Source organism: Inquilinus ginsengisoli (genome assembly GCF_050434925.1).
Lineage (GTDB): Bacteria > Pseudomonadota > Alphaproteobacteria > DSM-16000 > Inquilinaceae > Inquilinus > Inquilinus ginsengisoli_B.
Genome location: NZ_JBNDJK010000001.1, coordinates 3,415,780 through 3,439,111 on the forward strand (window position 1 = coordinate 3,415,780; position 23,332 = coordinate 3,439,111).

The window sequence follows — 23,332 nt, forward strand, 5'->3', positions numbered from 1 at the left end:
GCTCAGGCTCCGGGGGCGACCGGCACCAGCCCGTGGCGCAGCATGACCTCCTTCATCCGCGCCGGGTCGGGGCCGCCGCCGGCGGCCAGGGCGGCGATTTCGCGGAAATAGGCCGGGCCGAGCACGCCGGGGGTGAGGATGCAAAGGCAGACCGCCGGCTCCTGCGTGTCGTTGCGGAAGCCGTGCACGATGCCGCGCCGGATGAAGACGGAGCCGCCGGGCCCGACCGGCACGTCGCGGCCGTCGACCTGGAAGGTCAGGGTGCCGGCCAGGCCATAGGCCACCTCGTCCCAGCTCTCATGGTAGTGCGGCACCGGCATCCGGGCGTTCGGCTGCACCGTCATCCGGAACATGTCGAGGCTGTCCGCGGTGTCGTCCTTGCTGTGCAGGAACTCCAGCGCCAGCCCGCCCATCCTGATCGTCTCCATCGCGTCCTCCCTGGGGGCTTGTCCGTGCCCACCTCTCGGCAAGGGTGGGCCATCCCGACCGCGGCGGCAATGGCCGGGTCCGCCCGGCGCATGCCGGCATGCCGCGGGAACATTGGCCGGGCGAGCGCCGGGCCGATACGGTCGGTTACGCTTGTAGCAATCGTCCATCCATCCAGGGGGCTCGAATGGCAGACGACCAGGCAGTGGCCGAGCTGCGAAAGCAGGTCGAGGCGCTGGAGCACAGGATCAAGGTTGTGGAGGGCCGGGCCCAGGCGGTCTACGGCATCGCCGCCGACCTGAAGAAGGAGTTCAAGGGGCTGGGCGACACGGTGACGACGGTGCAGAAGAGCGTTTCCGAGACGGGGAAGGCGTTCAAGGGCCTGCAGACCCAGGTCAAGATCGTCGGGTCGACCGTCAAGTCGTTCGGCAAACCCAGCCAGATCAAGAATCTGCTGAAGGGGCGCTAGGCGGCGGCTGCTTCGGAGACGCCGAGCTGTCCGTCGGGTCTGCTGCGGGACCGGCACGGCATGGCCCCTCCCGTGGGACCCTTCGGGATCAGATCACCTGAACCGACGCGGGGTTTTCCACTCTCCCCCTCCCCTTGCGGGAGGAGGCAGGGGGAGGGGGCTGCGCGCGTCCGCGCGAATGGACAACACTGATCTCGCCGTCCGTGCCGGTTTGCGACGATCTGGACCGGCTCGAGCCGAGAGAACCCCCCCTCCCCCTACCCCCTCCCGCGAGGGGAGGGGGAGGATGGAAAGGGATGGATCGGCTCAAACGGCGGTGTTCTGAAGCGTCCCACGGGGCAGGAGATGCCTTCAGCCGGGCCGGCTCAGGCGCGCTTGATGTCGAAATGCTTCAGCACCGCCTCTTCGATCCGCCAGACGCCGCTGAAGCCGGGCTCGACGACGAAGGCGTCGCCGGGGCCGACCTGGACCGGGGCGCCGCCGTCCGGGGTGATGGTGATGCGGCCGCGAATGATGTGGACGAACTCGTATTCGGTGTAGATGGCGTGCCAGCTGCCCGGCGTCGCCGCCCAGGTGCCGGACAGCATCGACCCGTCGGCCGAGGTGTGCTGCACCCAGGTCTGCATGGTCGGCTTGCCCTCGACCACGCGCCAGCCGTCGAGGTCGGCGGTGATGGGCTCGCCGGTGGGGGCGCCCAGCTTCACGATGGTTTCGGCCATGATTCTCTCCGCGTCTCGGTCGGCCGGCCGGCGCCGGATGCGCCGCCACTGCCGGGCGCGACTGTGCCGGCCCGCACCGGCGACGGCCACCCCGGGCGCGACCATCCCTGGCGCGGGATCGCCATGCGGCCCGCTCCGCTTGGCTGTCCCGGCGCCGCGGCGATATCGTGCGGGACAGGCAGCCGGAGGACACCGCCATGTCCGAGACCCGCAAAGCCCGCGCCGTCGGGGTCAACCATATCGCGCTCGAGGTCGGCGACATCGACGAGGCGCTGGCCTTCTATGGCAGGCTGTTCGACTTCACCTTGCGCGGCCGCTCCGACGGCATGGCCTTCATCGACCTGGGCGACCAGTTCCTGGCGCTGCAGCAGGGCCGCCGCCAGGGGCCGGACGACGGCAGGCATTTCGGGCTGGTGGTCGACGACAAGGACGCGGTGCGCGCGGCGCTGGCCGAGGCCGGGGTGGCGGTGCTGCCCGGCCCGTTCCTCGACTTCCTCGACCCCTGGGGCAACCGGATCGAGATCGTCGGCTACGACAATATCCAGTTCACCAAGGCGCCGCATGTGCTGCGGGGCATGGGGCTGTCCGATCTCGGCAAGACCGAACAGGCGATCAAGGAGCTGACGGAAAAGGGGATGGGGCTGGGGTAGAGCCAGCGCCGACAGCTTGGCGAAAGCCTGGCGAGCCCCGGCGATTCCGGTGATAGGCTACATCATCGTCGAGATGTGATGCTGCCTCGGGGGAGGGTTCCGCATGCGTCTTCCAGCCATCCTGCTCACCTTTGCGCTGTTCGGCTGCGTCCCGCAGAAAGCCGGGCCCACCGGCACCGAAGTGCTGCTCGGGCCCACGCTCAGCGGTTGGACCTTCGTCGATCGCATCCCCTCGACCGACGGGACCACCGCCCGGTATTTGCGCTACGGCGAGACACTCGAGCGCTGGACCCAGATGGTGACGGCGACGACCAGCCCCTTATCCTCCGCCTCGTCGTTCAAGGAGTTCTTCATCCGGGTGGCACGCGGCGACGAAGCGGCCTGCGCGGTTCCGGGCCGGTACGGCGAGCCGAGCATGCTCAACCGCAACTACCCGACAATTGTGGGCCGCGCAACCTGCGGCCGCACCCGAGCCGACGGCCAGGGCCAAATCACGATGATGATCCTGATCGAAGGCAGCGACGCCTTCTATCAGGTGCGTCACATCTGGCGGGTGCCGGCCGCGGATGACTCGAACGCACTGACGTTGACGAAAGACATGACCAATGACGGGCTGCTGACCATCGGCACCGCCCGGGTCTGCGACAACAGCCGGCCCAGCAGGAAGTGCTAGGCGGGAGTCGGGGAGGGCAACGCGATGGGCGCCTATAACGATATCGAGTTCGCGGCCACATGCCCCGCTTGTGGTGTTCGGCAGCGGATCGTCGCCCCATGTCGCGGGCAGCTACGACGGCGACGATACGGGACGATTCTGCCTCCGCCTGTATCAACTCGGCGAGCGAATGCGATGGTGGCCCCGGACAGATCCGCGCTGGCCCGATTGGACTGCCGATGCCGACCTCGTACGTCTGCCGGACGGCGATGTTACGGAGTGCTGCTACACGGGTTGCCCCGCCTGCGGCGTGGCGCTCTTTGCGATCATCCGCTTCCGCGACGCCGTGCCGGTCGAGGTCGTCCGAGTTGGATTGGATAAAGACTGGCCGATTGAGTATCCCCGCTGAGCCGATCCGTCACCCCGCCACCCCCACCCATCGCCTCTCCTCTGCCGACCGCCCGATCGCCTCGCTCACCCGCTCCAGCGCCGCGGCCGCGGCGAAGTCCGGATAGGCTGCCGCGCCGCCGGCGATCGCCTCCAGCAGCTGCGCCACCTCGATCACCTTGAGGTCGTTGAAGCCCAGGCCGTGGCCGGCGGCGGGGCTGAAGGCGCCGTAAGGGGGGTGGGCCGGGCCGGTCAGCACCGTGCGGAAGCCGTTGCGGTCGCCGGGCACAGCACCCGGCTGGAACAGCTGCAGCTCGTTCATCCGCTCCTGGTCGAACAGGATCGCGCCCTCGGTGCCGAACACCTCGAAGGCCAGGTGGTTCTTGCGGCCCCAGGCCACGCGGCTGGTCGCCACCGTGCCGATGGTGCCGTCGGCGAAGCGCAGCAGGGCGTGGGTCTGGTCCTCGTTCTCCACCCTCGCCGTCTCCGTGGTGACCGCGGCGGCGCCGTCGCGGCGCTCGCGGCCCTCGCCGGCGGCGGGCAGGGGGCGCTCGGCGATCACCGTGCGCTGGTCGGCCGAGACCTCGGCCACCGGGCCGATCAGGGCCAGCGCGACGCTGAGGATGTGCGAGCCGATGTCGCCGAGCGCGCCGCTGCCGGCCTGGTCGCGCCGGCAGCGCCAGGACATCGGCACGGCCGGGTCGGCCATGTAGTCCTCGTCGCTGACGCCGCGGAAATAGGTGATGCGGCCGATGGCGCCGTCGCGGATCAGCTGCGCCGCGAAGGACACGGCCGGGCTGCGCAGATAGTTGTAGCCGACCATGGTGGTGACGCCGGCCGCGGCGGCGGCCGCCGCCATCTCCGCCGCGTCGGCGGCGTTGAGCGCCAGCGGCTTCTCGCAATAGACATGCTTGCCGGCCTTGAGCGCCGCCAGCGCCATCGGCTTGTGCAGCAGGTTGGGCGAGGTGATTGCGACGAGGTCGACCTGCGGGTCGGCCACCAGCTCGCGCCAGTCGCCGGTGGCGCGGGCGAAGCCGAAGCGGTCGGCGGCCCGCCGGGCGGCGCCGGCATCGATGTCGGCCACCATCTCGAGCCGGGTGCCGAGCGTGGTGCGGAACACCGCCGGCGCGGCCCGGAAGGCCAAAGCGTGGCATTCGCCCATGAAGCCGGTGCCGATCAGGCCGACGCCGATGCTGGTGGTCATGTTTGGTCTTTCAGGGCCTTCCAGTCCCCCCTCCCCCTGCGGGAGGGGGCTAGGGGGAGGGGGTTGTCGATGCGGGGAACAGGATCGGCTGGCTTCGCTCTTGCGGCGCCGCCCCCTCCCCCTAACCCCCTTCCGCGAGGGGAGGGGGGACTCAATGGGGCTAAGCCGCCGCGTCGCTGCGTTCGAATTCGGCGAGCTCGGCGGTCAGGCTGGCCAGTTCCTGGCCGCCGGCCATCATCTCCAGCACCTGCTCGCGGCTGATCTCGCTCTTCGGGTAGGTGCCGAGGCAGCGGCCGCGGTTCAGCAGGGTGAAGGTGTCGGCCACCGGATAGGCGTGGTGCACATTGTGGGTGATGAAGATCACCCCCAGGCCGCGCGCCCGCGCCTGCACGATGTAGCGCAGCACCACCGAGGCCTGCTTGACGCCCAGCGCCGAGGTCGGCTCGTCCAGGATCAGCACCTTGGCGCCGAAATGCACGGCGCGGGCGATGGCGACGCATTGCCGCTCGCCGCCCGACAGGGTGCCGACCGCCTGGCCGGGGTCGCGCACGTCGATGCCGATCTCGCGCATCGCGGTGCGGGCAATGGCGTTGGCCTTGTCCATATCGATGCGCCGGGTCGGGCCCCAGCCCACCGTCGGCTCGCGACCCATGAAGAAGTTCCGGGTGATGCTCATCAGCGGCACCATCGCCAGGTCCTGGTAGACCGTGGCAATGCCGTGGTCGAGCGCGTGGCGCGGCGAGCGGAACTGCACCGGCCGGCCCTCGACCAACATCTGGCCGTCGCTGGGCTGGTGCACGCCGGCCAGGGTCTTGATCAGGGTCGACTTGCCGGCGCCGTTGTCGCCCAAGAGGGCCAGCACCTCGCCGGCGCGGACCGAGATGGTGATGTCCTTCAGCGCCACCACCGAGCCGAAATACTTGCAGACGCCGCGCAGCTCGACGAGCGGGTTGGATGATGTGCTCATGACCGGCCTCCCGTCACCTTGCGGCGGATGTAGTTGTTCACGATCACGGCCAGCAGCAGCATCACCCCGAGGAAGACCTTGAACCAGTCGGTGTTCACGCCGGAGTAGAAGATGCCCATCTGCACCACGCCGAAGATCAGCGCGCCGAAGGCGGCGCCGATCACCGAGCCGTAGCCGCCGGTCAGCAGCGTGCCGCCGATCACCACGGCGATGATGGCCTCGAACTCCTTCAGCAGGCCGCGGTCGGCGGCGGCGGAGCCGAACTCCATCACCTGGCAGGCGGCGAAGACGGTGGCGCAGAAGGCGGTGCCCATGAACAGCAGCACCTTCACCCGGCCGACCGGCACGCCCATGTTGCGGGCCGCGACGTTGTCGCCGCCGACGGCGAAGATCCAGTTGCCGAAGCGGGTGCGCAGCAGGATCCAGGCGCCGACCGCGGTCAGCACTACCCACCACACCACCATCACGGGCAGGCCGGGCACGATCGGGCTGCCGTCCGGAAAGCTGTCGATCAGCCCGGCGCCGGCGGCCCAGCGGTACAGCCCGTCCAGCACCGTGCCGTAGAACAGCGGCGCCAGCCAGTCGGCGGCCGCCGGGTCCTTGACGCCGCCGACGATGGTGCGGTTGGTGAACAGGATCGACAGCGCGATGGTCATGCCGCGCAGGATGAACAGGAAGGCCAGGCTGACGATGAAGCTGGGCAGGCCGGTGCGGACCACCAGCCAGCCGTTCAGCGCGCCGATAGCGAGCGCTCCGGCGAAGGCGAAGACCAGCGACAGCCAGACCGGCCAGCCGAAGAACACGGTCGGGATCGCGATCATCATGCCGGCGAAGCCGATCATCGAGCCGATCGACAGGTCGAACTCGCCGGCCACCATCAGCAGGCTGGCGCCGACCGCGAGGATGCCGAGCTGGGCCGACACCACCAGCCAGTTCGAGATGCCGTCGGCGCTGAACATGCCGGAGCCGCCGGCGGTGATGCCGAAGAAGACGAAGACCAGCACGGTGCCGGCCATGGCGCCGAGCTCGGGGCGGGAGAGCAGGCGCGAGGCGAGGGAGACGGAACGCATGCGCTCGTCCCCCGCGGGGCGGGGGGCGGGGGCCCGGCCCGGCGGCATCCTGGTGTCGGTCTGGATGGTGGTCATGGCGTCTTCCGGGCTTGGGGGCGGGAAGAGGGGAGGCGGCTGTGAGAGCCGGTTTTGTATTGCCTCTCCCGCCTGGCGGGAGAGGTCGGGCGTCCGCAGGACGACCGGGTGAGGGCTGGCCCAGGCCTCGACAAAGGGCCCTCACCCGGAGCCGCTTCGCGTCTCCGACCTCTCCCGCAAGCGGGAGAGGCGACGCGTTGCTGTTACCGGTATTCGCCGGCCAGCTTCTCGACCAGGGCGATGTTGTCCTTGGTGATGAAGCCGGGGCCGGAGTTGATGTTGTTGCTGGGGATCACGCCGTAGCGGACGTAGTTCGCCAGCAGCACCACCGGCAGATAGCCCTGCAGATAGGGCTGCTGGTCGATGGCGAAGGTCACCGTGCCGTCCTTGATGCCGGCGGCGATGGCGGCGCTCAGGTCGAAGGTGGCGAAGAACACCTTGCCGGCCTGCTTGTTGGCCTGCAGCACGGCGATGGTCGGCTCGGCCGAGTTCGGCCCGAGGGTCAGGATGCCGTTGGTGTCCGGGTTGGCGCGCAGATAGGCCGAGACCTTGGTCTGCACCTCGCCCGGGTCCATGCCCGAATCGATCATCTGGTTGCCCAGCGGCACGCCCAGCGCGTCGGCGAAGCCCTGGCAGCGCTCCACCGAGGCCGGGTTGGTGATGTAGTGGTTGACGCAGACGAATTTGGTGACGCCGGCGGCCTTGGCCTTCTCGCCGGCGCCCTTGCCGGCGTCGTATTCCGGCTGGCCGATATGCATCAGCGCGCCCAGCTGCTTGCTCTGCTCCGCCGTGCCGGAATTGATGGTGATGACCGGGATGCCCTTCTTCACGGCATCCATGATCGGGCCCTTCAGCACGTCGAAATCGGCGATGGTGATGATGATGCCGGCGGGCTTCGACGCGGTGGCCTGCTGCAGGATGCGGGCCATGTCGGCGAGGTCGCCGGTCGACGGGTTCTGGTAGTCCACGGTGGCGCCGACCTGCTGGCCCGCCTCGCGGATCGCGGTCTTGATCGTGTTCCACCAACTGTCGGAATCGGGCGCGTGGCTGATCAGCACGAAGCGCTCATTGGCCGCCTGCGCCGCCTGGGGTGCGGCCGCCAGGCCCAGCACCATGGCGGCACCCATGACCGCGCCGCACAGCAATGTCCGAAGCATTCCTGGTTCCTCCCTCGGTTTCGTCGTCCGATTCATCGGGTCGGGAGCGGGGCGTCTGCCAGGTCCGGCGCCGGTGTCGGTTGATCGCCCGGAATTGAACAGGATTTTTAACCGGAAGGCAATTCAGAATTTCTGTTCTATTTCTGGTCCGGCCGTTTCAGGGTGTGCCCGCGGCGCGGAGCCCGGCCTCCAGAATCGCCGCGGCCCGGTCGGCCAGCGCATTGAGCCCGCCGTCGCGCACCAGATCCTCGGCCAGCTGGCCGGAGATGGTGACGAGAGCGAGGCCGTGCATCTGGGTCCAGACGGTAACCACCGCGGCCCGGTCCGCCGCCGGCGCGATGCGGTGCACGGCGTGGCGCAGGCCGTCATAGGACTGCTCCGATGCCGCCCGCAGCGCCGGGTCGGACGATTTTTCCACCGTCCCGTCGAACATCAGCCGGAACAGCCCCGGCTGCTCCCGGGCGAAGCCGAGATAGCAGCGGAACCCGGCCGCCAGCCCCGAGGGGGCTCCCGGCGCCGTCGGAACGGCCGCCATCCGGTCGGACAGGGCGGCGAATCCCTCCGCTGCCACCGCGGCCAGCAGCGCCTGCCTGGTCGGAAAGTGCCGGTAGGGCGCGTTGTGCGAGACGCCGACGCGGCGGGCGACGTCGCGCAGGCTCAGCGCCTCCGGCCCCGCTTCCTCCAGCAGCACGCGAGCCGCCGCCACCAGCGCCCGGCGCAGGTCGCCATGATGGTAGGACTGCCCGACCTGTTCCGATGTTGACACGGTCCACATCCATCCTTATGTTGCTGGCGTCAACATCGACCGGATCGGTCCTGCTGTAAAGGCCGCAACGATGCTCTCTCTCATCCTCGCCGCGCTGTTCTGGGTGGTGCTGCATCTCGGCGTCGCCGGCCTGCTGCGGCCGGTGCTGCACGCCCGGCTGGGCGAGATGGGCTATCGCGGCCTGTTCTCGGTGCTCAGCGCCGCCGGGCTGATCTGGCTGGCCCTGGCCTATCGCGGCGCGCCCTACGAGCCGCTGTGGGCGCCGGCGCCGCTGTGGGTTCCGGCGGTGCTGGTGTTCCTGGGCTTCGTGATGCTGGCCTTCAGCCTGGGGCCGACCAACCCGACCCAGGTGGGGGCGAAGCGGGAGGGGGCCGGGCTTCCGGTCGTCGGCGTCACCCGGATCACCCGCCACCCGATGCTGTGGGCCTTCACCCTGTGGGCGATCGCGCATCTGACGGTGAACGGCCATTGGGCCGGGGTGCTGCTGTTCGGCGCCATCCTGGTCACGGCGCTGAACGGCATGGTCTCGATCGACCGCAAGCGGGCGGCGGAGCTGGGGCCCGCCTGGGCCGACTTCGCCCGCCGCACCTCGCGCCTGCCCTTTGCCGCCATCCTGTCCGGCCGCGGCCAGCTCGCGCTCGGCGAGCTGGCGCTGTGGCGGCTCGGCCTCGGCATCGCGCTGTTCGTCGCCGCTCTGTGGCTGCACGGATTTTTGTGAGAAGACCCGAGCGGTTCCGAATCCGAGGCACTGCGTTGCCTCTCCCGCCTGGCGGGAGAGGTCGGGCGTCCGCAGGACGATCGGGTGAGGGCTGGCCCCGGCCTCGACAAAGAGCCCTCACCCGGAGCCGCTTCGCGTCTCCGACCTCTCGCGCAAGCGAGACTTTTTCGGAATGTCTCTTGGGCCATCTCGGGGCCAGCAATGGCATCGCCCGAAAGAAAAATGAGTCCCCCCTCCCCTTGCGGGAGGGGGCTAGGGGGAGGGGTTCTCGCCGTCAAAACCGGCCTGGATTCTGGCGATCCGCTCCGACCGCGGGACCTGTTCTCTGCGCATTCGCGCGCGGACGCGCGCAGACCCCTCCCCCTGCCCCCCTCCCGCAAGGGGAGGGGGACTAAGAAGGAGCAGGTGACGCCCATTCTGAAAGGTCCCGCAAGCGGGAGAGGCAACACGCATTTCCCTTATCCGATAATGTCCTGCAGCGCCTCGACCACCCGCTCGACATCGCCGTCCTGCATGGCGGGGAACAGTGGCAGCGACAGGCAGCTGGCGTAGAAGGATTCGGCGCCGGGCAGGGGGCGGCGGCCGTAGATGTCCTCGTAATAGGGCTGCCGGTTCACCGGCATGTAGTGCACCTGGGTGCCGATGCCCTTGGCCTGCAGGGCGCGCATCACCTGGCCGCGGGTCCGGCCGATCGCGGCGAAGTCGATCAGCACCTCGTACAGATGCAGCACCGGGTCGCAGCCCGGCGCCTTGGCGATCGGCCGCAGCGCCGGGGCCAGCGGCGCCAGCGCCGCGTCATAGCGCGCCGCCAGGGCCCGGCGCCGGGCCTTGAACCAGTCCAGCTTGCGCAGCTGGCTGATGCCGAGCGCCGCCTGGATGTCGGTCAGCCGGTAGTTGAAGCCGATCTCCTGCATCTCGTAATACCAGGGGTTCACCCCGGCCTGGGCGGGATCGACCGCCAGCTCGGTGTTGACGAAGGCGTCCGGGTCCCGGGTCATGCCGTGCGAGCGCTGCCGCGCCAGCTTCTGCTGCAGCTCGGGCCTGGCCGAGGTGACCATGCCGCCTTCGCCAAGCGCGATGGTCTTGACCGGGTGGAAGGAGAAGCAGGTGAGGTCGGAATGGGTGCAGGTGCCGACCTGGACCCGGCCCTCCGCCGTCTCGTATTCAGTGCCCAAAGCGTGGCAGGAATCCTCGATCACGAAGGCGTCGTGCCGGCGGGCGATCTCGGCGATCGGCGCCAGGGCCACGGTCTGGCCGGCGAGATGCACCGGCAGCACGGCGCGGAACCGGCCCTCCGGATGGATCTGCGGGATCCGGGTGACCGCCGTCTCCAGGTCCTCCGGCCGCATCAACCCGGTCTCCGGGTCGACATCGGCGAAGACCACGTCGGCACCGACGAAGCGGGCGCAGTTGGCGGTGGCCAGGAAGGTCACCGCCGGCACGACGCAGACATCGCCGGGCCCGATGCCCAGCGCCAGCGTCGCCAGGTGCAGCGCCGCGGTGCCGTTCGAGCAGGCGGCGGCGTAGGGCGCCCCGGTGGCGGCGCAGAAGGCGCGCTCGAACTCGCCGACCGTCGGGCCGGTGGTCAGGAAATCGGCCTGCAGCGCCCGGGTGACGGCGTCGATGTCGTCCTGGTCGATGTACTGGCGGCCATAGGGCAGGAAGGTCACGGTGATCGCCTCCGAAACGCGGGCCGTTCAGTTGGCGTGCCGCTCCAGGATCTCCAGCAGCGCGCGGTCGTCCAGCCATTCGGTGTTGTTGTCGCTGCCGTAGCTGAAGCGGTCCGCGACCTGCTTGCCGCCGCCATCCACGGTGAAGGAGGTGCGGGTGTATTCGCCGAACTGCGGCTCGATCACGTAGCGGTCGGCCAGCTCCACCGTCGCGTGCGAGTCATCGACCGCGATCATCGCCTCGTGCAGCTTCTCGCCCGGGCGGATGCCGACGGTGCGGTGCGGCAGGCCGGGCGCCAGGGCGCGGGCCAGGTCGGTGATCTTCATGCTCGGGATCTTCGGCACGAAGATCTCGCCGCCGCGCATCAGCGTGAAGTTCGACAGCACGAAGTTCACGCCCTGCTGCAGCGTGATCCAGAACCGGGTCATGCGGTCGTCGGTGATCGGCAGCGACTCCGCCTTCTGCTCCAGCAGCTGGCGGAAGAACGGCACCACGCTGCCGCGCGAGCCGACGACGTTGCCGTAGCGGACCACGGCGAAGCGGGTGCCGATGTCACCCGACAGGTTGTTGGCGGCGACGAAGGTCTTGTCCGAGGCCAGCTTGGTGGCGCCGTACAGGTTGACCGGGTTGCAGGCCTTGTCGGTCGACAGGGCGATGACCTTCTTGATTCGGTTCTGCAGCGCCGCCCAAACCACGTTCTCGGCACCCAGGATGTTGGTGTGGATGCACTCGGACGGGTTGTATTCGGCGGCCGGCACCTGCTTCAGCGCCGCCGCATGGATGATGTAGTCGACGCCGCGGGTGGCCAGCGCCAGCCGCTCGCGGTCGCGCACGTCGCCGAGGAAGAAGCGCATGCAGGCATGGACCTCGGCCGGATAGGCGGCCCGCACGGCATTCTGCATGTCGTACTGCTTGAGCTCGTCGCGCGAGAAGATGATCAGCTTCCGCGGCCGGTAGCGCTGCAGGATGGTGGAGACGAATTTGCGGCCGAATGAGCCGGTGCCGCCGGTGACGAAAAGGACCTTGCCGTTCAGGTCGATGAGATTGTCGTCAAAAGTACGGTACATGAATCACCAGCGCTGTTGAATCGGACGGCCAGTCGCATCGAAACCTTGGAGGCCGGCCCGAAACCGCGCCACCCTCCGCAATATGAGTGTCTCAGGCTATAACCTGCACGCGTGGTGATTTGCAACGCAACCCGCATGTGCGGCCGGCCATAATTCGCCCGACGCCGAGGAGTGCGATCAGGAGATGAGCCCAGCCCCTGCCAGGAAGCTGCCCAAGGCGGAGCGGCGCGACCAGTTGCTCGACACCGCGCTGGCGATCGTGCGCGAGGAGGGGACGGATGCGCTGACCCTCGGCCATGTCGCCGAGCGCGCCGGCGTCAGCAAGCCGATCGCCTATGAGCATTTCGGCACCCGCTCCGGACTGCTGATCGCCCTCTACGAGCGCATCGATGATCAACAGGTGGCGGCGCTGCTGCAGGCCCTCGAGCGCACGCCGCGGCGGCTCGAAGACATCGCCCGGGTGATGAGCGACGCCTACATGACCTGCTACCTCACCTGCGGGCCAGAGGCGCATGCCATCGCCGCCGCGCTGAGCGGCGACGGGCAGATGGAGGCGTTCCATCAGCGGCTGCTCGACCGCTACGTCGCCTTCTACCAGGAGGCGCTGGCGCCGTATTCGGGCCTGCCGCCCGACGCGCTGCACCTGCGCTGCGTCGGCCTGATCGGCGCGGCGGAGGCGATCTCGCGCGACATGCTGCGCGGCCGGGTCGACGAGGCCAGGGCCATGGAGGCCCTGGCCGCCCTGATCGTCGGCGGGCTGGCGAAGAGCTAGGCCTACTCGCCGCTGCGGTCGGCCCCCAGCAGGCGGATCGAGCTGGCCTGCGGCCCCATCGGGCCCTCGCCGGTGGCCAGGGTCAGATGCACCATCATGCCGGTCGCCAGCTCGTCGAACCGGCCGTCGACCACGGCGTTGCGGGTGAAGTACAGGCTGCCGGCCTGCTTGGCCTCGACGAAACCGTAGTTCCGCTCGGGGAACAGGCGGGAGATCGTGCCGGTCTCCCCCGCCGCCTCATGCGCCTTGACCTCGCCCTGGACGATGCGGGCCGTCTCGTCCAGCTTGCGCTCGACCACGTCGAAGCTGCGGTTGACCATCGTGGCGTGGTCCCGCGGGTTGCGCCGCTCCTCCATGTCCTTGACCACGACCATGGGCTTGCCCGGGATCTCGGCCTCGACCGAAATGCCGAGCGGCGGCCGCGCGCCCTGGGCGCTGCGATGGGGGGCTTCGATCACCACGCGGCAGCCGATCAGGTGGGGGTAGAGGCGATCGAGCCGGTCGACGCGGTCGCGCACGATCGACTTCACCGCTTCCGATCCTTCGATGTTCTTGAACGAGAGCTGTAACGGCTTCTGCATGTGTCGGGCCTCCATCGCATCCGTCGGTCCGAGGGGCTGTCGCCCTTCCCTTTGCGAACGGCCCGGGCGGCCGGGAGTTCCCCCGCCGCGACCGGATGCGCGGCGGGTGGGATCAGGCCGCGGCCGGCCAGCGCCAGGCGACGGTGAAGCAGGCGGCGGCCATCAGGCCGGTCGCCGTGCGCACATGGTTCCAGACGGTCCAGCTCGACAGGTAGCGGGCCCAGACGGCGGCCCCCTCGGCGCTGGCCGGGTCGACCGCCGCCAGCGCGTTGTTCAGCGGCACGTTGCCCGTCATGGTCACCACGATGTTGCCGACGAGGTAGAGCACGGCCCCGGCCAGCACCAGGGCGGGACGGGGGCCGGACCAGCCGAACAGGGCGCCGATGGCGACGATGAGGCACAGCACCGCGGTGCCCATGAAGGCGGCCATGAACAGCGGGTTGATCACCACGATGTTGATCGACTGCATGGCGGCGATGCCCTGCGGCGCCGGCAGGCGGGCGAGGGCGCCCATCACGAAGGTCGAGAAGGCGAAGAAGATGCCGCCGACCAGGCCGGAGCCCAGCGCCGACAGCAGCACCAGGACCGACATCAGCCGCTCGCCCATTTCAGCTCTCCATCGTCAGGAATAGGCTAGGGAGGCTCAACTGGCCCAGGCGCCGGACGCGGCGGCGTCGCGCGCATAATCGGCGAAATCCTTCGGTGCGCGGCCCAGCGCGCGCTGCACGCCGTCGGCCAGAGAGGCGTTGCGGCCGTCCAGCACCGTGGTGAACAGGTAGAGCAGCAGCTCAACGAAATCCGCTGGCGTGTCCTGCTCCGCCAGCATCGCCGCGAACTCTTCCGCCGGCACCCGGGTGTAGCGAACCGGCCGGCCGGTGGACCGGGCGATCTCGGCGGTCGCGTCGGCGAAGGTCAGCAGCCGCGGGCCGGTCACCTCATAGAGCTGGCCGACATGGCCCTCCTCGGTCAGCGCCGCGACCACGACATCGGCGATGTCGTCGGCATCGATGAAGGGCTCGCCGACATCGCCGGCCGGCAGCGAGATCTCGCCCGCCAGAACACCCTCCAGCAGCATGCTCTCGCTGAAGTTCTGGCTGAACCAGCTGGCCCGCACGACGGTCCAGTCGGCGCCGGAGCCCTGCAGCACCTGCTCGGCCTGCTGCGCTTCCTCCTCGCCGCGGCCGGACAGCAGCACCAGCCGGCGGACGCCCTGCTTCAGGGCTTGGTCGACCAGGGCGCGGACGGCCTCGGGCGCCCCCGGCGCGGCCAGGTCCGGATAATAGGTGATGTAGGCGGCGCCGGCGCCGTCCAGCGCCGCGGCCCAGCCGGACGGATCCTCCCAGTCGAAGGCGGGGGTGGCGGAGCGGGAGCCGATCCGGACCGGTATGCCGCGCGCCGCCAGGCGCTCGGCCACGCGGCGGCCGGTCTTGCCGGTGCCGCCGACGACCAGGACCGGTTTGCGCTCTTGCATCGCACTCGCCGACAGGGCCATGATCCTCTCCTAATGTGAGTGTTTGTCATGTTTACGAATGTGATAAACTCTCACATTTGGAGCGTCAAGAGGATTTCCGAGGAACCGTCATGGCCAGCCCCGTCGATATTCCCGCCGCCGATCCGGCGGGCTCGCTGCGCCGGGAGCCGAGCCAGCGCCGCAGCCGCGAGCGGGTGGAGCGGATCCTGGCGGTGGCGACCGGGCTGATCGCGGCGCAGGGCAGCGACGCGCTGCGCATGGCCGAGGTGGCGGCGAAGGCCGGCATCTCGATCGGCTCGCTGTATCAGTACTTCCCGGACAAGGCGGCGATCATCCGCATCCTGGCCGAGCGCATCAACGCCGAGGGGCGGGCCTGCATCGAGGGGGGCCTGAGGGACGTGGGCGACGCCGCCGGGCTGCGCGACGCCTTCGGCCGGCTGATCGACACCTATTACGGGCTGTTCCTGGCCGAGCCGGTGATGCGCGACATCTGGTCGGGCCTGCAGGCCGACAAGGGCTTGCGCGAGATCGACCTGGAGGACAGCCGGATCAACGGCCGGGTCCTGGCCGAGGTGCTGGCCCGGATCGATCCCGGGGCCGACCGGGCCGGGCAGTTCGCCCGTGCCTTCCTGGTGATGCAGCTGGGCGAGGCGACGATGCGCCTCGCCATCTCGGTCGGCCGCGAGGAGGGCGATGCGCTGGTCGAGACCTACAAGCGCATGGCGCTGCGCGAGCTGGCACCGGAAAGGAGTGGGAAGGCGACACCATGAGCAGCGATCAGCTGAGAGTCTCGGATGTGGACAGCGGCACCGCGGCGTTGGCGGTGTCGTTGCTGGTGCGCTTCTTTCGTGAGGAAGGATTTGCGACCGGCGAATCCGTGATCGCCGACAGCGTCCGGGAGATGGTTGCAGACCCGCACCACTGGGTCGGACTGGCATGGCTGGACGGAGCCGCAGTCGGTATCGTCACCGTCACGACCATGTTCTATGTGGAAGGCGGCCGGCTCGGCGAGATCGGCGATCTGTATGTCCTGCCGGCCGCACGAAAGATGGGCATCGCGGCCGCCCTGATCGCGGCGGCAGAAGCCAGATGCGCGGCCATGGGATGCTCGGAGATCTTCGTCGTCGTCACGCCGGAAGGCGAGGCCCGGCACGGCCTGGAGGGCTTCTATTCCCGATTCGGCTTCGCGCGGGACGGCCGGAGGCTGCTCTCCCGTCGGCTGCTTCGATCCTGAAGACGAAAACGCTCGGCCGTGCTGCCGATTTGAGGAGAGCTGGTGCGGGCGGTCGGGGTCGAACCGACACTCTGTCACCAGAACTGGATTTTGAGTCCAGCGCGTCTGCCAATTCCGCCACGCCCGCAGCGGGGCCGCATCATAAGGAGCGGCGGAGTCCCGTCAACGAAATTGCGCGGTGCTCAGGTCCCGGCACCGGCGGTCGGCAGGGCCAGGCCGGTCTTGACCGCGTCGAACACGAAATGGGTGTCGAAGCGCTTGATGTTGGGGTCGGTCATGAACAGCAGGTCGACGGCCTCGCGGCAGGCCCGCATGCCGGTGACGGCGAGGATCACCAGATAGTCCCGGCTGCCGGCCAGGTCATAGCATTGCTGCACCTCGGGCGCCGCCCGCATGCGGTCCTTGAAGGCGCGGTGCAGGGCGACCGATTCCTGCTCCAGCATCACGAACACCGCAGCCAGCACCGCGCTGTCGAGCCGGCCGGGATCGAGCACCGCGATCTGCCGCAGCAGCAGGCCGTCGGCACGGTAGCGGGCGATCCGGCGCTGCACCGCGCTGGGCGACAGGCCGACCGTGTCGCCCAGCTCTTCCAGCGTCCGGCCGCTGTCGGCCTGCAGCAGCGCCAGCAGCTTGTGGTCGAGGCGGTCGAGAACGGGGGCGGACTTGGTGCTCATGCAAGAATTTTGCGTCTATGCGCATGAGATTTCAACAACAGCCGGACAGGTGCCGGCTAGAGTCCCGGCAGCTCAACCGGAGACGACCCATGGATGCGCATCCGCCGATCACGCCGCAGCAGATTCTCGCCGCCCGGGCGGCGATCGATCCGGTGTTCCTCGATTCGCCGGCGATGTCGCACGGCGCCCTGGACGACGCGCTGGGCTGCGCCTGCCTGCTGAAGGTCGAGACGCTGAACCCGATCCGGTCCTTCAAGGGACGCGGCACCGAGGCGGTGGTCGCGGCGCTGGAGCCGCGTCCGGACGCGGTGGTCGCCACCTCCAGCGGCAATTTCGGCCAGGGGCTGGCGCGGGCCGCTGCCCGGCGCGGCATCGCCGCCACCATCCTGGCGCCGGCCTGGGCCAACCCGCTGAAGCTCGAGGCGATGCGCCGGCTCGGCGCCACGGTGCGGCTGGCCGATCCGGAGGATGGCGCCGGCAAGGACCTCGCCCGCCGGATCGCGGCGGAGACCGGGGCGCTGTTCATCGAGGATGGCGGCCACCCGGTGATCTCCGCCGGCGCCGGCACGATCGCACAGGAGCTCGCCGGCCACGAATTCGACGACGTGATCGTGCAGATCGGCGACGGCGCGCTGGCGACCGGCATCGGCTCCTGGTTCAAGGCGCATGCGCCGGAGGTCAGGATCGTCGGCGTGGTCGCGCGCGGCGCGCCGGCCATGGCCCAATCCTTCGCCGCCGGTCGCGCGATCGACACGCCGGGCACCGACACCATCGCCGACGGCATGGCGATCAGCCGCCCGGTGCCCTCGGCCGTGGCGCAGCTGCGGGCCTGCGTCGACGAGATCCTGCTGGTCGACGACGATGCCATCCTCGAGGCGGCCCGGCTGCTGCTGCGCACCGCCGGGGTGATGGCGGAACCCTCCGGCGCCGCCGGCCTGGCCGCGGTGCTGACCAACCGCGACCGCTTCGCCGGCCGCCGGGTGGCGACGGTGATCACGGGCAGCAACCTCGACGCCGGTTTCCAGGCCCGGCTGCTGGGCGGCTGATCGCGACATTTGGGCGCTAGGCGGCGGATCGGCCGCGCTGCATGATCCGCGCCATGTTGCGCCGCCTCGACCTCCTCTCCTGGCTCACGGCCGCCCTGGGCGTCGTCGTGCTGGGTACCGTGCTCGCCTCGCAGTATCTCGGCGGGCTGCAGCCCTGCGAGCTGTGCCTGTACCAGCGCTGGCCCTGGGGGGCGGCGATCGTGCTCGGGCTGCTGGCGGCGGTGATTCGCCCGGCGCGGCGAATCCTGGTGCTGCTCGCCGGGCTGGTGATCCTGCTCGGCGGCCTGCTGGCGGTCTATCACGCCGGGGTCGAGTATGGCTGGTTTCCGGGCTTCACCGCCTGCACCGGCGCCCTCTCCTTCGGCAACGGCGACGTCGCCGCCCTGCGCGACCAGCTGCTGAACGCGCCGGTGGTGCGCTGCGACGTGCCGGGCTTCGTCCTGTTCGGGATCTCGATGGCGGGGTATAACGCCATCCTGTCGGTGATCGCGGGGCTGGTCCTCCTGATCGCCGGGAGCCGACCAGGCAGCTCGAGGACAGCATGACCGTCTCCCGCCGCCGCGCCCTGCCGGGCGACCTGCCCCGGCGCGAGCGGATCGCTCGGATGATCCGGGTCGACCAAGCCGGCGAATACGGCGCCAAGCGGATCTATGAAGGCCAGCTCGCCGTGCTCGGCCGCGGCCCCAAGGGGCCGGTGATCGAGCACATGGCCGAGCAGGAGCGCGAGCATCTGGACACCTTCGACCGGCTGGTGACGGAGCGCGGCGTCCGCCCGACGCTGCTGCACCCGCTGTGGCATGTCGGCGCCTTCGCCATGGGCGCGGCCACGGCGCTGCTGGGCGACCGCGCGGCGATGGCCTGCACGGTGGCGGTCGAGGAGGTGATCGACGACCACTATGCCCGCCAGGCTGAGGCGTTGGGCGAGGACGAACCGGAGCTGAAGGCGGTGATCGAGCGCTTCCGGGTGGAGGAGGCTGAGCATCGCGACATCGGCCTCGAGCACGAGGCCGAGCAGGCGCCGGGCTACCGCCTGCTCTCCGGCGCGGTGAAGGCGGCGACGCGCACCGCGATCTGGCTGTCCGAGCGGGTCTGACGATGCGGTTGCCGGCTCTCTTGTTCGCTACGGCGGCGCTGCTGGCCGCTTCCGGCGCCCGGGCCGAGGATGTCGGCTGCGTCAACACCGCCTTCAAGCTGATCGGCCCGGACCACAAGGTCTGCGTCGAGGCCTTCACCGACCCCGACATCCCGGGCGTCGCCTGCTATCTCAGCCAGGCCCGCACCGGCGGCGTCTCCGGCTGGCTCGGCCTGGCCGAGGACCCGTCGCGCTTCGCGCTGGCCTGCCGCCAGGTCGGCCCGATCACCCTGCCGGACCGCATCGACCGGCAGAAGGAGGTGTTCGACAGCGCGACCTCGATCCTGTTCAAGGAGACGCAGGTGGTGCGGATGTACGACCGGCCGCGCAACACGCTGGTCTACCTGTCCTATTCGACCAAGCTGGTCGACGGCTCGCCGATGAACAGCGTCGCAGCCGTGCCTGTCATGCCCTGGGGGCAGTAGAGGACGGCCGAGCCGGGCTCAGTGCTCCAGCTCGGTGTCCCAGTACAGGAAGTCGCGCCAGCTCTGGTGCAGAAAATTGGGCGGAAACGCCCGCCCGTTCTCCTGCAGCTCATAGGTCGTCGGCTGTTGCGGCGGCGTCAACGGGTGCATGCCGCAATGGCTGGGCAGCTGGTGCCCCTTGCGCAGGTTGCAGACCGAGCAGGCCGCGACCACGTTGGTCCAGCTGGTGCGCCCGCCGCGGGCCCGCGGCACGACGTGATCGAAGGTCAGCTCCTGCGACGGCAGGCGCTCGCCGCAATACTGGCAGCTGAAGCGGTCGCGCAGGAACACGTTGAACCGGGTGAAGGCCGGGCGCCGTGCCGAGGGGATGTACTCCTTCAGCGAGATCACGCTGGGCAGCCGCATCTCGAAGGATGGGCTGCGCACCACGCGGTCGTATTCGGCGATGATGTTCACCCGGTCGAGGAACACCGCCTTGATCGCCTCGTACCAGGGCCACAGGGACAAGGGGAAGTAGCTCAACGGACGGAAGTCTGCGTTGAGGACGAGAGCCGGGCAGTTTTCGGGTGGGGGAGACACCATCCCACTCCTTCGCCTTCATCTCTGGCCGCGGACCCTCCGCGGATGCCATGGGTATACCGAAGAACCCCAGTTGACCGCAATATCCTGCGCTGAAACCCCAGGAAATGTCACGATCTCGTCACGCCGTTCCGCCCGCCGCCTGCGGCAGGTGGCGGCGCAGCATGTCGAGGCCGGCGACCAGCCCCTCGGGATCGATGCCATGGCCCAGGTCGGGGCGGGCCAGGGTCTCGACCTCCACCCCGGCGCCGCGCAGCGCCTGGGTCGCCGCGGCCAGGGCGGGGAAGGGCACCACCGGATCGACCTCGCCATGCACCAGCAGCACCGGCGGGCGCGAGACGATGTCGCGGGCCAGGGTCGGGGCGCCCAGCAGCGCGCCGGAAAAGCCGACCAGAGCGGCGCAGGGCCGCGGTCGCCGCAGCGCGGTGTAGAGCGAGGTCATGGTGCCCTGGCTGAAGCCGACCAGCGCCAGATCGGCATCGGTCAGGCCGCGCTCCGCCAGCGCCTGGTCGAGGAAGCCGTTCAGGACCGGCAGCGCTGCCTGCAGCCCGGCCTCCATCACCGAGGGTGTGCGGTCCTGCAGGCTGAACCATTGCCGGCCATAGGGCGCCATGTCGCAAGGTTCCGGCCCGTCCGGCGCCAGGAACTCGGCCTCGGGCAGGTAACGAGCCCAATGCGGCGCCATCCCGATCAGGTCCTGGCCGTCGGCGCCGACGCCGTGCAGCAGGACGACCAGGGCCTTGGGCGCGCGGCCGCTGGCGGGGGCGAGGCGGGGGCCGTAGAGGGTGCGGGTCGTATCCATGCGCCATCTGTCCCGGCGCGGCCGTCTCTTGTCAACCGCGGCCGGGGTTCCCTACTGCTGTGTCAGCCATGACCGTCGTGACCCGCTTCGCCCCCAGCCCGACCGGCTTCCTGCATCTCGGCCACGCCCATTCGGCGCTGGCCGGCTGGCGCCGTGCGCGCGAGGCGGGCGGCCGTTTCCTGCTGCGGATCGAGGATATCGACCAGGGCCGCTGCCGGCCGGAGTTCGAGGCCGCGATCCTGGAGGACCTGGCCTGGCTGGGCCTCGACTGGGACGGGCCGGTCCGGCGCCAGTCGGAGCATTGGGGCGACTACCGCGCGGCGCTGGCGGTGCTGGAAGGGCAGGGGCTGATCTACCCCTGCTTCTGCACCCGGCGCGAGATCCTGGCCGAGGTCGCGGCGATGCAGAGCGCGCCGCATGGCCCGGCGGACACGCCGGACGGCACGCCCTTCTATCCCGGCACCTGCCGCCGCCTGTCGCCGCAGCAACGTGCCGATCGGTTGGCCGAGGGCCGGCCCTATGCGCTCAGGCTCGACATGGCCGAGGCGATGCGGCGCGCCGGACCGCTGGGCTGGACCGACGAGCTGGCCGGCGAGCAGGCGGCACGGCCGGAGCGGCAGGGCGACGTCGTGCTGGCGCGCAAGGAGACGCCGACCAGCTATCACCTGGCGGTGACGGTGGATGACGAGATCCAGGGCGTCACCGTGGTCACCCGCGGCCGCGACCTGTTCGAGGCGACGCATGTCCACCGGCTGCTGCAGGCGCTGCTCGGCTATCGGGTGCCGGTGTGGCGCCACCACGCGCTGCTGACCGATTCGGCCGGCAGGCGCCTGGCCAAGCGCAGCGACGCCGCGTCGATCCGCGCCTACCGGGCGCAGGGCAGCTCCGCCGCAGAGATCCGCGCGCTGGCGGGGTTTCCGGATTAGCATCGGCCATCAGACGCCCACCGATCCTGGAGCCGAGATGTCCGCCGCATCGATCGTCCGCTTCGTCCGCCCCGCCGATTTCGACCAGTGGCTGCCGCTATGGGACGGCTACAACGAGTTCTATGGCCGCGTCGGCGAGACCGCGCTGCCGGCCGAGATCACCCGGGCCACCTGGGCGCGCTTCTTCGATGCCTATGAGCCGGTGCATGCGCTGGTGGCGGAGGTCGACGGCCGGCTGGTCGGCCTGACGCATTACCTGTTCCACCGCAGCACCACCATGCTGGGCCCGACCTGCTACCTGCAGGACCTGTTCACCAGCGCGGCGGCTCGCGGCCGGGGCATCGGCAAGGCGCTGATCGAGGGCGTGTACGAGCAGGCCAGGGCGGCCGGCGTCACGCGCGTCTACTGGCAGACGCACGAGACCAACCAGACCGCCATGCGGCTCTACGACCAAGTGGCCGACCGCTCCGGCTTCCTCGTCTATCGCGGGCGGCTGTGACGCGCCCCCTTATTGGTCGAGGATCTTCTCGCGCTGGTCCTCGTACTCGTCCTGGCTGATCGCGCCCTGGCGATAGGCATTGTCCAGGTCGATCAATTCCTGCCCCGTCGTCGCCCCGGCGCGGCCGGGCGGCGGCGTATGGCTGCTGCCGCCGCAGGCGGCGACCGGAAGGACCAGGGCGAGGGCGAGCGGCAGGAATCGCATGGAGGCTCCAGGGTCGAGAATGGCTGTTGAACGCCACGCGGCAATGTTTGTTCCGGTCAGCCGGCACCCTTGCCGAAGGCTGGGTCGGTAGGCTCGCGGAGACCGCGGCACAGCGCCAGATAATCCGGCTGCTCCGGCCCCACCACCCCGCGCCGGATCGCCAGGTCGATGATCACCAGGGCGACGTTGAACTTGAAGTCCTCGGTGTCGCGCACCCGCTCCAGCACCGCCGCCAGCGGCCGTCGCTCGAAGCTCTCGACCTCGCCATCGGTGTTGCGCGGCACGAAGCCGGGCGCCAGCGCCAGGTCGTAGACGAACAGCGTGTCCCGGCGCAGCCCTTCGGCCGTCTCCATCATGTAGGTGATGGCGCCGGCCGGCACCGCCTGCCGCGCCAGCTCCGGCGGGATTCCTGCCTCCTCGCCGCATTCCTTGACCACGTTCTCGGCCAGGCTCAGGCCGTGCGGCTGGCCGCCGGCGACGATGTTGTCGAGCTTGCCGGGTGCCAGCGCCCGGTCGGCCGCGCGCCTGGCGATCCACAGCAGCGGGCCGTCCGCGGTCTCGACCACGCCGTTGAGATGGATGCCGAAGGATTTGATGCCCAGCGCCACCGCGGCGCCGCGGTCGACCGTGGCCAGCAGCGGCGCGCCCCATTCCGCCAGCACCGGATAGCGCTCGTTCCGCCGCTTGCGCACCAGCCCGGCCTCGATCAGCCGGTCGGTGACCTCCTCCAGCGCCTCGGCCCGCGCCTCCGGCCCGGACAGGCGCCCGTCCAGTCGCCAGCCGCTTCCGTCCGGCCGCAGCGGCCCGGGCTGCCGGTCGAGCAGATCGGCCACGGGCGGCGGGACCCAGCCGGCGATGGTGTCGCCGATCCGCCAGGGGCGCAGCCGGGCGGGATCATGGGAAGTGCAGGCGCGGATTCGGTCGAGCAGGCTCATGCCTCCGGTCTAGAGCATGTCGGGCGCCCGGGAAACGGCGATCCTCCGGCGTCT

30 protein-coding genes and 1 tRNA gene are annotated in these 23,332 nt (G+C 70.0%); 13 read left to right on the plus strand and 18 right to left on the minus strand.

Features of this window, described 5'->3' with window-relative positions; translation table 11 throughout:
* Positions 1 to 2 precede the first annotated feature (2 nt).
* Entirely contained in the window at positions 3 to 428 is a 426-nt protein-coding gene (locus tag QFZ27_RS16220; protein ID WP_429227412.1) for a cupin domain-containing protein, read from the minus strand.
* Positions 429 to 613: 185 nt separating this feature from the next.
* Here QFZ27_RS16220 and QFZ27_RS16225 point away from each other — a divergent pair, with 185 nt between their 5' ends.
* Complete coding sequence (locus QFZ27_RS16225; protein ID WP_429227413.1) at positions 614 to 895, plus strand: hypothetical protein; 282 nt, start codon at positions 614 to 616, stop codon at positions 893 to 895.
* A gap of 365 nt (positions 896 to 1,260) precedes the next feature.
* On the opposite strand, the gene QFZ27_RS16230 is transcribed toward QFZ27_RS16225, so the two are convergent.
* Positions 1,261 to 1,614, minus strand: coding sequence for a cupin domain-containing protein (locus tag QFZ27_RS16230; RefSeq protein ID WP_429227414.1), 354 nt, complete (start codon positions 1,612 to 1,614; stop codon positions 1,261 to 1,263).
* A 197-nt stretch (positions 1,615 to 1,811) separates the two neighbouring features.
* Here QFZ27_RS16230 and QFZ27_RS16235 point away from each other — a divergent pair, with 197 nt between their 5' ends.
* Entirely contained in the window at positions 1,812 to 2,264 is a 453-nt protein-coding gene (locus tag QFZ27_RS16235; protein ID WP_429227415.1) for a VOC family protein, read from the plus strand.
* A 103-nt stretch (positions 2,265 to 2,367) separates the two neighbouring features.
* Entirely contained in the window at positions 2,368 to 2,937 is a 570-nt protein-coding gene (locus QFZ27_RS16240) for a hypothetical protein (protein ID WP_429227416.1), read from the plus strand.
* 397 nt (positions 2,938 to 3,334) lie between these two features.
* On the opposite strand, the gene QFZ27_RS16245 is transcribed toward QFZ27_RS16240, so the two are convergent.
* The 5 genes from QFZ27_RS16245 to QFZ27_RS16265 form a co-directional block, all read right to left on the minus strand.
* Positions 3,335 to 4,507, minus strand: coding sequence for a Gfo/Idh/MocA family protein (locus QFZ27_RS16245; protein ID WP_429227417.1), 1,173 nt, complete (start codon positions 4,505 to 4,507; stop codon positions 3,335 to 3,337).
* A 160-nt stretch (positions 4,508 to 4,667) separates the two neighbouring features.
* Positions 4,668 to 5,474 carry an ATP-binding cassette domain-containing protein gene (locus QFZ27_RS16250; protein ID WP_429227418.1) on the minus strand — a complete coding sequence of 269 codons (807 nt, stop codon included), beginning with the start codon at positions 5,472 to 5,474 and terminating at the stop codon, positions 4,668 to 4,670.
* On the minus strand, positions 5,471 to 6,619 hold the full coding sequence (locus QFZ27_RS16255; protein WP_429227419.1) for an ABC transporter permease: 1,149 nt from the start codon (positions 6,617 to 6,619) through the stop codon (positions 5,471 to 5,473). Before QFZ27_RS16255 ends, QFZ27_RS16250 begins: the two co-directional genes overlap by 4 nt.
* 203 nt (positions 6,620 to 6,822) lie before the next feature.
* Entirely contained in the window at positions 6,823 to 7,776 is a 954-nt protein-coding gene (locus QFZ27_RS16260; RefSeq protein WP_429227420.1) for a sugar ABC transporter substrate-binding protein, read from the minus strand.
* A gap of 157 nt (positions 7,777 to 7,933) precedes the next feature.
* Entirely contained in the window at positions 7,934 to 8,542 is a 609-nt protein-coding gene (locus QFZ27_RS16265; protein WP_429227421.1) for a TetR/AcrR family transcriptional regulator, read from the minus strand.
* 70 nt (positions 8,543 to 8,612) lie between these two features.
* On the opposite strand from QFZ27_RS16265, the gene QFZ27_RS16270 reads away from it, so the two are divergent.
* Positions 8,613 to 9,260 carry an NnrU family protein gene (locus QFZ27_RS16270; RefSeq protein ID WP_429227422.1) on the plus strand — a complete coding sequence of 216 codons (648 nt, stop codon included), beginning with the start codon at positions 8,613 to 8,615 and terminating at the stop codon, positions 9,258 to 9,260.
* 458 nt (positions 9,261 to 9,718) lie between these two features.
* On the opposite strand, the gene pseC is transcribed toward QFZ27_RS16270, so the two are convergent.
* A complete protein-coding gene (gene pseC / locus QFZ27_RS16275) occupies positions 9,719 to 10,930 on the minus strand; it encodes a UDP-4-amino-4,6-dideoxy-N-acetyl-beta-L-altrosamine transaminase (protein WP_429227423.1) in 1,212 nt (403 codons plus the stop codon).
* Between the two features lie 27 nt (positions 10,931 to 10,957).
* Positions 10,958 to 11,998, minus strand: coding sequence for a UDP-N-acetylglucosamine 4,6-dehydratase (inverting) (gene pseB / locus QFZ27_RS16280; protein ID WP_429227424.1), 1,041 nt, complete (start codon positions 11,996 to 11,998; stop codon positions 10,958 to 10,960).
* A 184-nt stretch (positions 11,999 to 12,182) separates the two neighbouring features.
* Between pseB and QFZ27_RS16285 the strand changes: the two genes are divergently transcribed.
* Positions 12,183 to 12,770 (plus strand): TetR/AcrR family transcriptional regulator, encoded by a 588-nt coding sequence (locus QFZ27_RS16285; RefSeq protein WP_429227425.1) that lies wholly within the window; start codon positions 12,183 to 12,185, stop codon positions 12,768 to 12,770.
* Positions 12,771 to 12,772: 2 nt separating this feature from the next.
* Here QFZ27_RS16285 and QFZ27_RS16290 read toward each other — a convergent pair whose 3' ends face one another.
* The 3 genes from QFZ27_RS16290 to QFZ27_RS16300 form a co-directional block, all read right to left on the minus strand.
* Positions 12,773 to 13,351: an HPF/RaiA family ribosome-associated protein gene (locus tag QFZ27_RS16290; protein ID WP_429227426.1), complete on the minus strand. Its 579-nt coding sequence runs from the start codon at positions 13,349 to 13,351 to the stop codon at positions 12,773 to 12,775.
* 112 nt (positions 13,352 to 13,463) lie between these two features.
* The gene (locus QFZ27_RS16295) at positions 13,464 to 13,958 is read right to left on the minus strand and encodes an anthrone oxygenase family protein (protein WP_429227427.1); all 495 of its coding nucleotides are present in this window, start codon (positions 13,956 to 13,958) and stop codon (positions 13,464 to 13,466) included.
* 36 nt (positions 13,959 to 13,994) lie between these two features.
* Positions 13,995 to 14,843: an NAD(P)H-binding protein gene (locus tag QFZ27_RS16300; RefSeq protein ID WP_429227428.1), complete on the minus strand. Its 849-nt coding sequence runs from the start codon at positions 14,841 to 14,843 to the stop codon at positions 13,995 to 13,997.
* 89 nt (positions 14,844 to 14,932) lie between these two features.
* Here QFZ27_RS16300 and QFZ27_RS16305 point away from each other — a divergent pair, with 89 nt between their 5' ends.
* Positions 14,933 to 15,592, plus strand: coding sequence for a TetR/AcrR family transcriptional regulator (locus QFZ27_RS16305; RefSeq protein WP_429227429.1), 660 nt, complete (start codon positions 14,933 to 14,935; stop codon positions 15,590 to 15,592).
* Positions 15,589 to 16,056, plus strand: a complete 468-nt coding sequence (locus tag QFZ27_RS16310; RefSeq protein WP_429227430.1) for a GNAT family N-acetyltransferase — start codon at positions 15,589 to 15,591, stop codon at positions 16,054 to 16,056. Before QFZ27_RS16305 ends, QFZ27_RS16310 begins: the two co-directional genes overlap by 4 nt.
* Positions 16,057 to 16,096: 40 nt before the next feature.
* On the opposite strand, the gene QFZ27_RS16315 is transcribed toward QFZ27_RS16310, so the two are convergent.
* Together QFZ27_RS16315 and QFZ27_RS16320 are read right to left on the minus strand one after the other, a co-directional pair.
* A tRNA-Leu gene (locus QFZ27_RS16315) sits at positions 16,097 to 16,183 on the minus strand.
* A gap of 55 nt (positions 16,184 to 16,238) precedes the next feature.
* The gene (locus QFZ27_RS16320) at positions 16,239 to 16,730 is read right to left on the minus strand and encodes an Lrp/AsnC family transcriptional regulator (RefSeq protein WP_429227431.1); all 492 of its coding nucleotides are present in this window, start codon (positions 16,728 to 16,730) and stop codon (positions 16,239 to 16,241) included.
* Between the two features lie 89 nt (positions 16,731 to 16,819).
* Between QFZ27_RS16320 and QFZ27_RS16325 the strand changes: the two genes are divergently transcribed.
* From QFZ27_RS16325 to QFZ27_RS16340, 4 genes are read left to right on the plus strand one after another with little or no spacing between them, the layout of a single operon-like run.
* The gene (locus QFZ27_RS16325; protein WP_429227432.1) at positions 16,820 to 17,776 is read left to right on the plus strand and encodes a threonine ammonia-lyase; all 957 of its coding nucleotides are present in this window, start codon (positions 16,820 to 16,822) and stop codon (positions 17,774 to 17,776) included.
* 53 nt (positions 17,777 to 17,829) lie between these two features.
* A complete protein-coding gene (locus tag QFZ27_RS16330; RefSeq protein ID WP_429227433.1) occupies positions 17,830 to 18,321 on the plus strand; it encodes a disulfide bond formation protein B in 492 nt (163 codons plus the stop codon).
* The gene (locus QFZ27_RS16335; protein WP_429227434.1) at positions 18,318 to 18,869 is read left to right on the plus strand and encodes a demethoxyubiquinone hydroxylase family protein; all 552 of its coding nucleotides are present in this window, start codon (positions 18,318 to 18,320) and stop codon (positions 18,867 to 18,869) included. Before QFZ27_RS16330 ends, QFZ27_RS16335 begins: the two co-directional genes overlap by 4 nt.
* Positions 18,870 to 18,871: 2 nt before the next feature.
* Positions 18,872 to 19,333, plus strand: a complete 462-nt coding sequence (locus tag QFZ27_RS16340; protein WP_429227435.1) for a CreA family protein — start codon at positions 18,872 to 18,874, stop codon at positions 19,331 to 19,333.
* Between the two features lie 18 nt (positions 19,334 to 19,351).
* On the opposite strand, the gene QFZ27_RS16345 is transcribed toward QFZ27_RS16340, so the two are convergent.
* Together QFZ27_RS16345 and QFZ27_RS16350 are read right to left on the minus strand one after the other, a co-directional pair.
* Positions 19,352 to 19,915: an HNH endonuclease gene (locus QFZ27_RS16345; RefSeq protein ID WP_342237145.1), complete on the minus strand. Its 564-nt coding sequence runs from the start codon at positions 19,913 to 19,915 to the stop codon at positions 19,352 to 19,354.
* 118 nt (positions 19,916 to 20,033) lie between these two features.
* Positions 20,034 to 20,714 carry an alpha/beta hydrolase gene (locus QFZ27_RS16350; protein WP_429227436.1) on the minus strand — a complete coding sequence of 227 codons (681 nt, stop codon included), beginning with the start codon at positions 20,712 to 20,714 and terminating at the stop codon, positions 20,034 to 20,036.
* A 68-nt stretch (positions 20,715 to 20,782) separates the two neighbouring features.
* On the opposite strand from QFZ27_RS16350, the gene gluQRS reads away from it, so the two are divergent.
* Both gluQRS and QFZ27_RS16360 read left to right on the plus strand, forming a co-directional pair.
* Complete coding sequence (gluQRS, locus tag QFZ27_RS16355) at positions 20,783 to 21,640, plus strand: tRNA glutamyl-Q(34) synthetase GluQRS (RefSeq protein WP_429227437.1); 858 nt, start codon at positions 20,783 to 20,785, stop codon at positions 21,638 to 21,640.
* A gap of 37 nt (positions 21,641 to 21,677) precedes the next feature.
* Positions 21,678 to 22,139, plus strand: a complete 462-nt coding sequence (locus tag QFZ27_RS16360) for a GNAT family N-acetyltransferase (protein WP_429227438.1) — start codon at positions 21,678 to 21,680, stop codon at positions 22,137 to 22,139.
* Between the two features lie 9 nt (positions 22,140 to 22,148).
* Here QFZ27_RS16360 and QFZ27_RS16365 read toward each other — a convergent pair whose 3' ends face one another.
* The gene (locus tag QFZ27_RS16365) at positions 22,149 to 22,343 is read right to left on the minus strand and encodes an SHOCT domain-containing protein (protein WP_429227439.1); all 195 of its coding nucleotides are present in this window, start codon (positions 22,341 to 22,343) and stop codon (positions 22,149 to 22,151) included.
* Positions 22,344 to 22,399: 56 nt separating this feature from the next.
* Positions 22,400 to 23,278, minus strand: coding sequence for a DUF4743 domain-containing protein (locus QFZ27_RS16370; protein ID WP_429227440.1), 879 nt, complete (start codon positions 23,276 to 23,278; stop codon positions 22,400 to 22,402).
* Between the last annotated feature and the right edge of the window lie 54 nt (positions 23,279 to 23,332).

What these genes read in the sequence shown, in the direction of transcription:
- QFZ27_RS16220 (WP_429227412.1), bottom strand. Translation starts at nt 428, where the DNA reads ATGGAGACGATCAGGATGGGCGGGCTGGCGCTGGAGTTCCTGCACAGC.
- QFZ27_RS16225 (WP_429227413.1), top strand. Translation starts at nt 614, where the DNA reads ATGGCAGACGACCAGGCAGTGGCCGAGCTGCGAAAGCAGGTCGAGGCG.
- QFZ27_RS16230 (WP_429227414.1), bottom strand. Translation starts at nt 1,614, where the DNA reads ATGGCCGAAACCATCGTGAAGCTGGGCGCCCCCACCGGCGAGCCCATC.
- QFZ27_RS16235 (WP_429227415.1), top strand. Translation starts at nt 1,812, where the DNA reads ATGTCCGAGACCCGCAAAGCCCGCGCCGTCGGGGTCAACCATATCGCG.
- QFZ27_RS16240 (WP_429227416.1), top strand. Translation starts at nt 2,368, where the DNA reads ATGCGTCTTCCAGCCATCCTGCTCACCTTTGCGCTGTTCGGCTGCGTC.
- QFZ27_RS16245 (WP_429227417.1), bottom strand. Translation starts at nt 4,507, where the DNA reads ATGACCACCAGCATCGGCGTCGGCCTGATCGGCACCGGCTTCATGGGC.
- QFZ27_RS16250 (WP_429227418.1), bottom strand. Translation starts at nt 5,474, where the DNA reads ATGAGCACATCATCCAACCCGCTCGTCGAGCTGCGCGGCGTCTGCAAG.
- QFZ27_RS16255 (WP_429227419.1), bottom strand. Translation starts at nt 6,619, where the DNA reads ATGACCACCATCCAGACCGACACCAGGATGCCGCCGGGCCGGGCCCCC.
- QFZ27_RS16260 (WP_429227420.1), bottom strand. Translation starts at nt 7,776, where the DNA reads ATGCTTCGGACATTGCTGTGCGGCGCGGTCATGGGTGCCGCCATGGTG.
- QFZ27_RS16270 (WP_429227422.1), top strand. Translation starts at nt 8,613, where the DNA reads ATGCTCTCTCTCATCCTCGCCGCGCTGTTCTGGGTGGTGCTGCATCTC.
- pseB (WP_429227424.1), bottom strand. Translation starts at nt 11,998, where the DNA reads ATGTACCGTACTTTTGACGACAATCTCATCGACCTGAACGGCAAGGTC.
- QFZ27_RS16285 (WP_429227425.1), top strand. Translation starts at nt 12,183, where the DNA reads ATGAGCCCAGCCCCTGCCAGGAAGCTGCCCAAGGCGGAGCGGCGCGAC.
- QFZ27_RS16290 (WP_429227426.1), bottom strand. Translation starts at nt 13,351, where the DNA reads ATGCAGAAGCCGTTACAGCTCTCGTTCAAGAACATCGAAGGATCGGAA.
- QFZ27_RS16295 (WP_429227427.1), bottom strand. Translation starts at nt 13,958, where the DNA reads ATGGGCGAGCGGCTGATGTCGGTCCTGGTGCTGCTGTCGGCGCTGGGC.
- QFZ27_RS16300 (WP_429227428.1), bottom strand. Translation starts at nt 14,843, where the DNA reads ATGGCCCTGTCGGCGAGTGCGATGCAAGAGCGCAAACCGGTCCTGGTC.
- QFZ27_RS16305 (WP_429227429.1), top strand. Translation starts at nt 14,933, where the DNA reads ATGGCCAGCCCCGTCGATATTCCCGCCGCCGATCCGGCGGGCTCGCTG.
- QFZ27_RS16310 (WP_429227430.1), top strand. Translation starts at nt 15,589, where the DNA reads ATGAGCAGCGATCAGCTGAGAGTCTCGGATGTGGACAGCGGCACCGCG.
- QFZ27_RS16320 (WP_429227431.1), bottom strand. Translation starts at nt 16,730, where the DNA reads ATGAGCACCAAGTCCGCCCCCGTTCTCGACCGCCTCGACCACAAGCTG.
- QFZ27_RS16325 (WP_429227432.1), top strand. Translation starts at nt 16,820, where the DNA reads ATGGATGCGCATCCGCCGATCACGCCGCAGCAGATTCTCGCCGCCCGG.
- QFZ27_RS16330 (WP_429227433.1), top strand. Translation starts at nt 17,830, where the DNA reads ATGTTGCGCCGCCTCGACCTCCTCTCCTGGCTCACGGCCGCCCTGGGC.
- QFZ27_RS16335 (WP_429227434.1), top strand. Translation starts at nt 18,318, where the DNA reads ATGACCGTCTCCCGCCGCCGCGCCCTGCCGGGCGACCTGCCCCGGCGC.
- QFZ27_RS16340 (WP_429227435.1), top strand. Translation starts at nt 18,872, where the DNA reads ATGCGGTTGCCGGCTCTCTTGTTCGCTACGGCGGCGCTGCTGGCCGCT.
- QFZ27_RS16345 (WP_342237145.1), bottom strand. Translation starts at nt 19,915, where the DNA reads ATGGTGTCTCCCCCACCCGAAAACTGCCCGGCTCTCGTCCTCAACGCA.
- QFZ27_RS16350 (WP_429227436.1), bottom strand. Translation starts at nt 20,714, where the DNA reads ATGGATACGACCCGCACCCTCTACGGCCCCCGCCTCGCCCCCGCCAGC.
- gluQRS (WP_429227437.1), top strand. Translation starts at nt 20,783, where the DNA reads ATGACCGTCGTGACCCGCTTCGCCCCCAGCCCGACCGGCTTCCTGCAT.
- QFZ27_RS16360 (WP_429227438.1), top strand. Translation starts at nt 21,678, where the DNA reads ATGTCCGCCGCATCGATCGTCCGCTTCGTCCGCCCCGCCGATTTCGAC.
- QFZ27_RS16365 (WP_429227439.1), bottom strand. Translation starts at nt 22,343, where the DNA reads ATGCGATTCCTGCCGCTCGCCCTCGCCCTGGTCCTTCCGGTCGCCGCC.
- QFZ27_RS16370 (WP_429227440.1), bottom strand. Translation starts at nt 23,278, where the DNA reads ATGAGCCTGCTCGACCGAATCCGCGCCTGCACTTCCCATGATCCCGCC.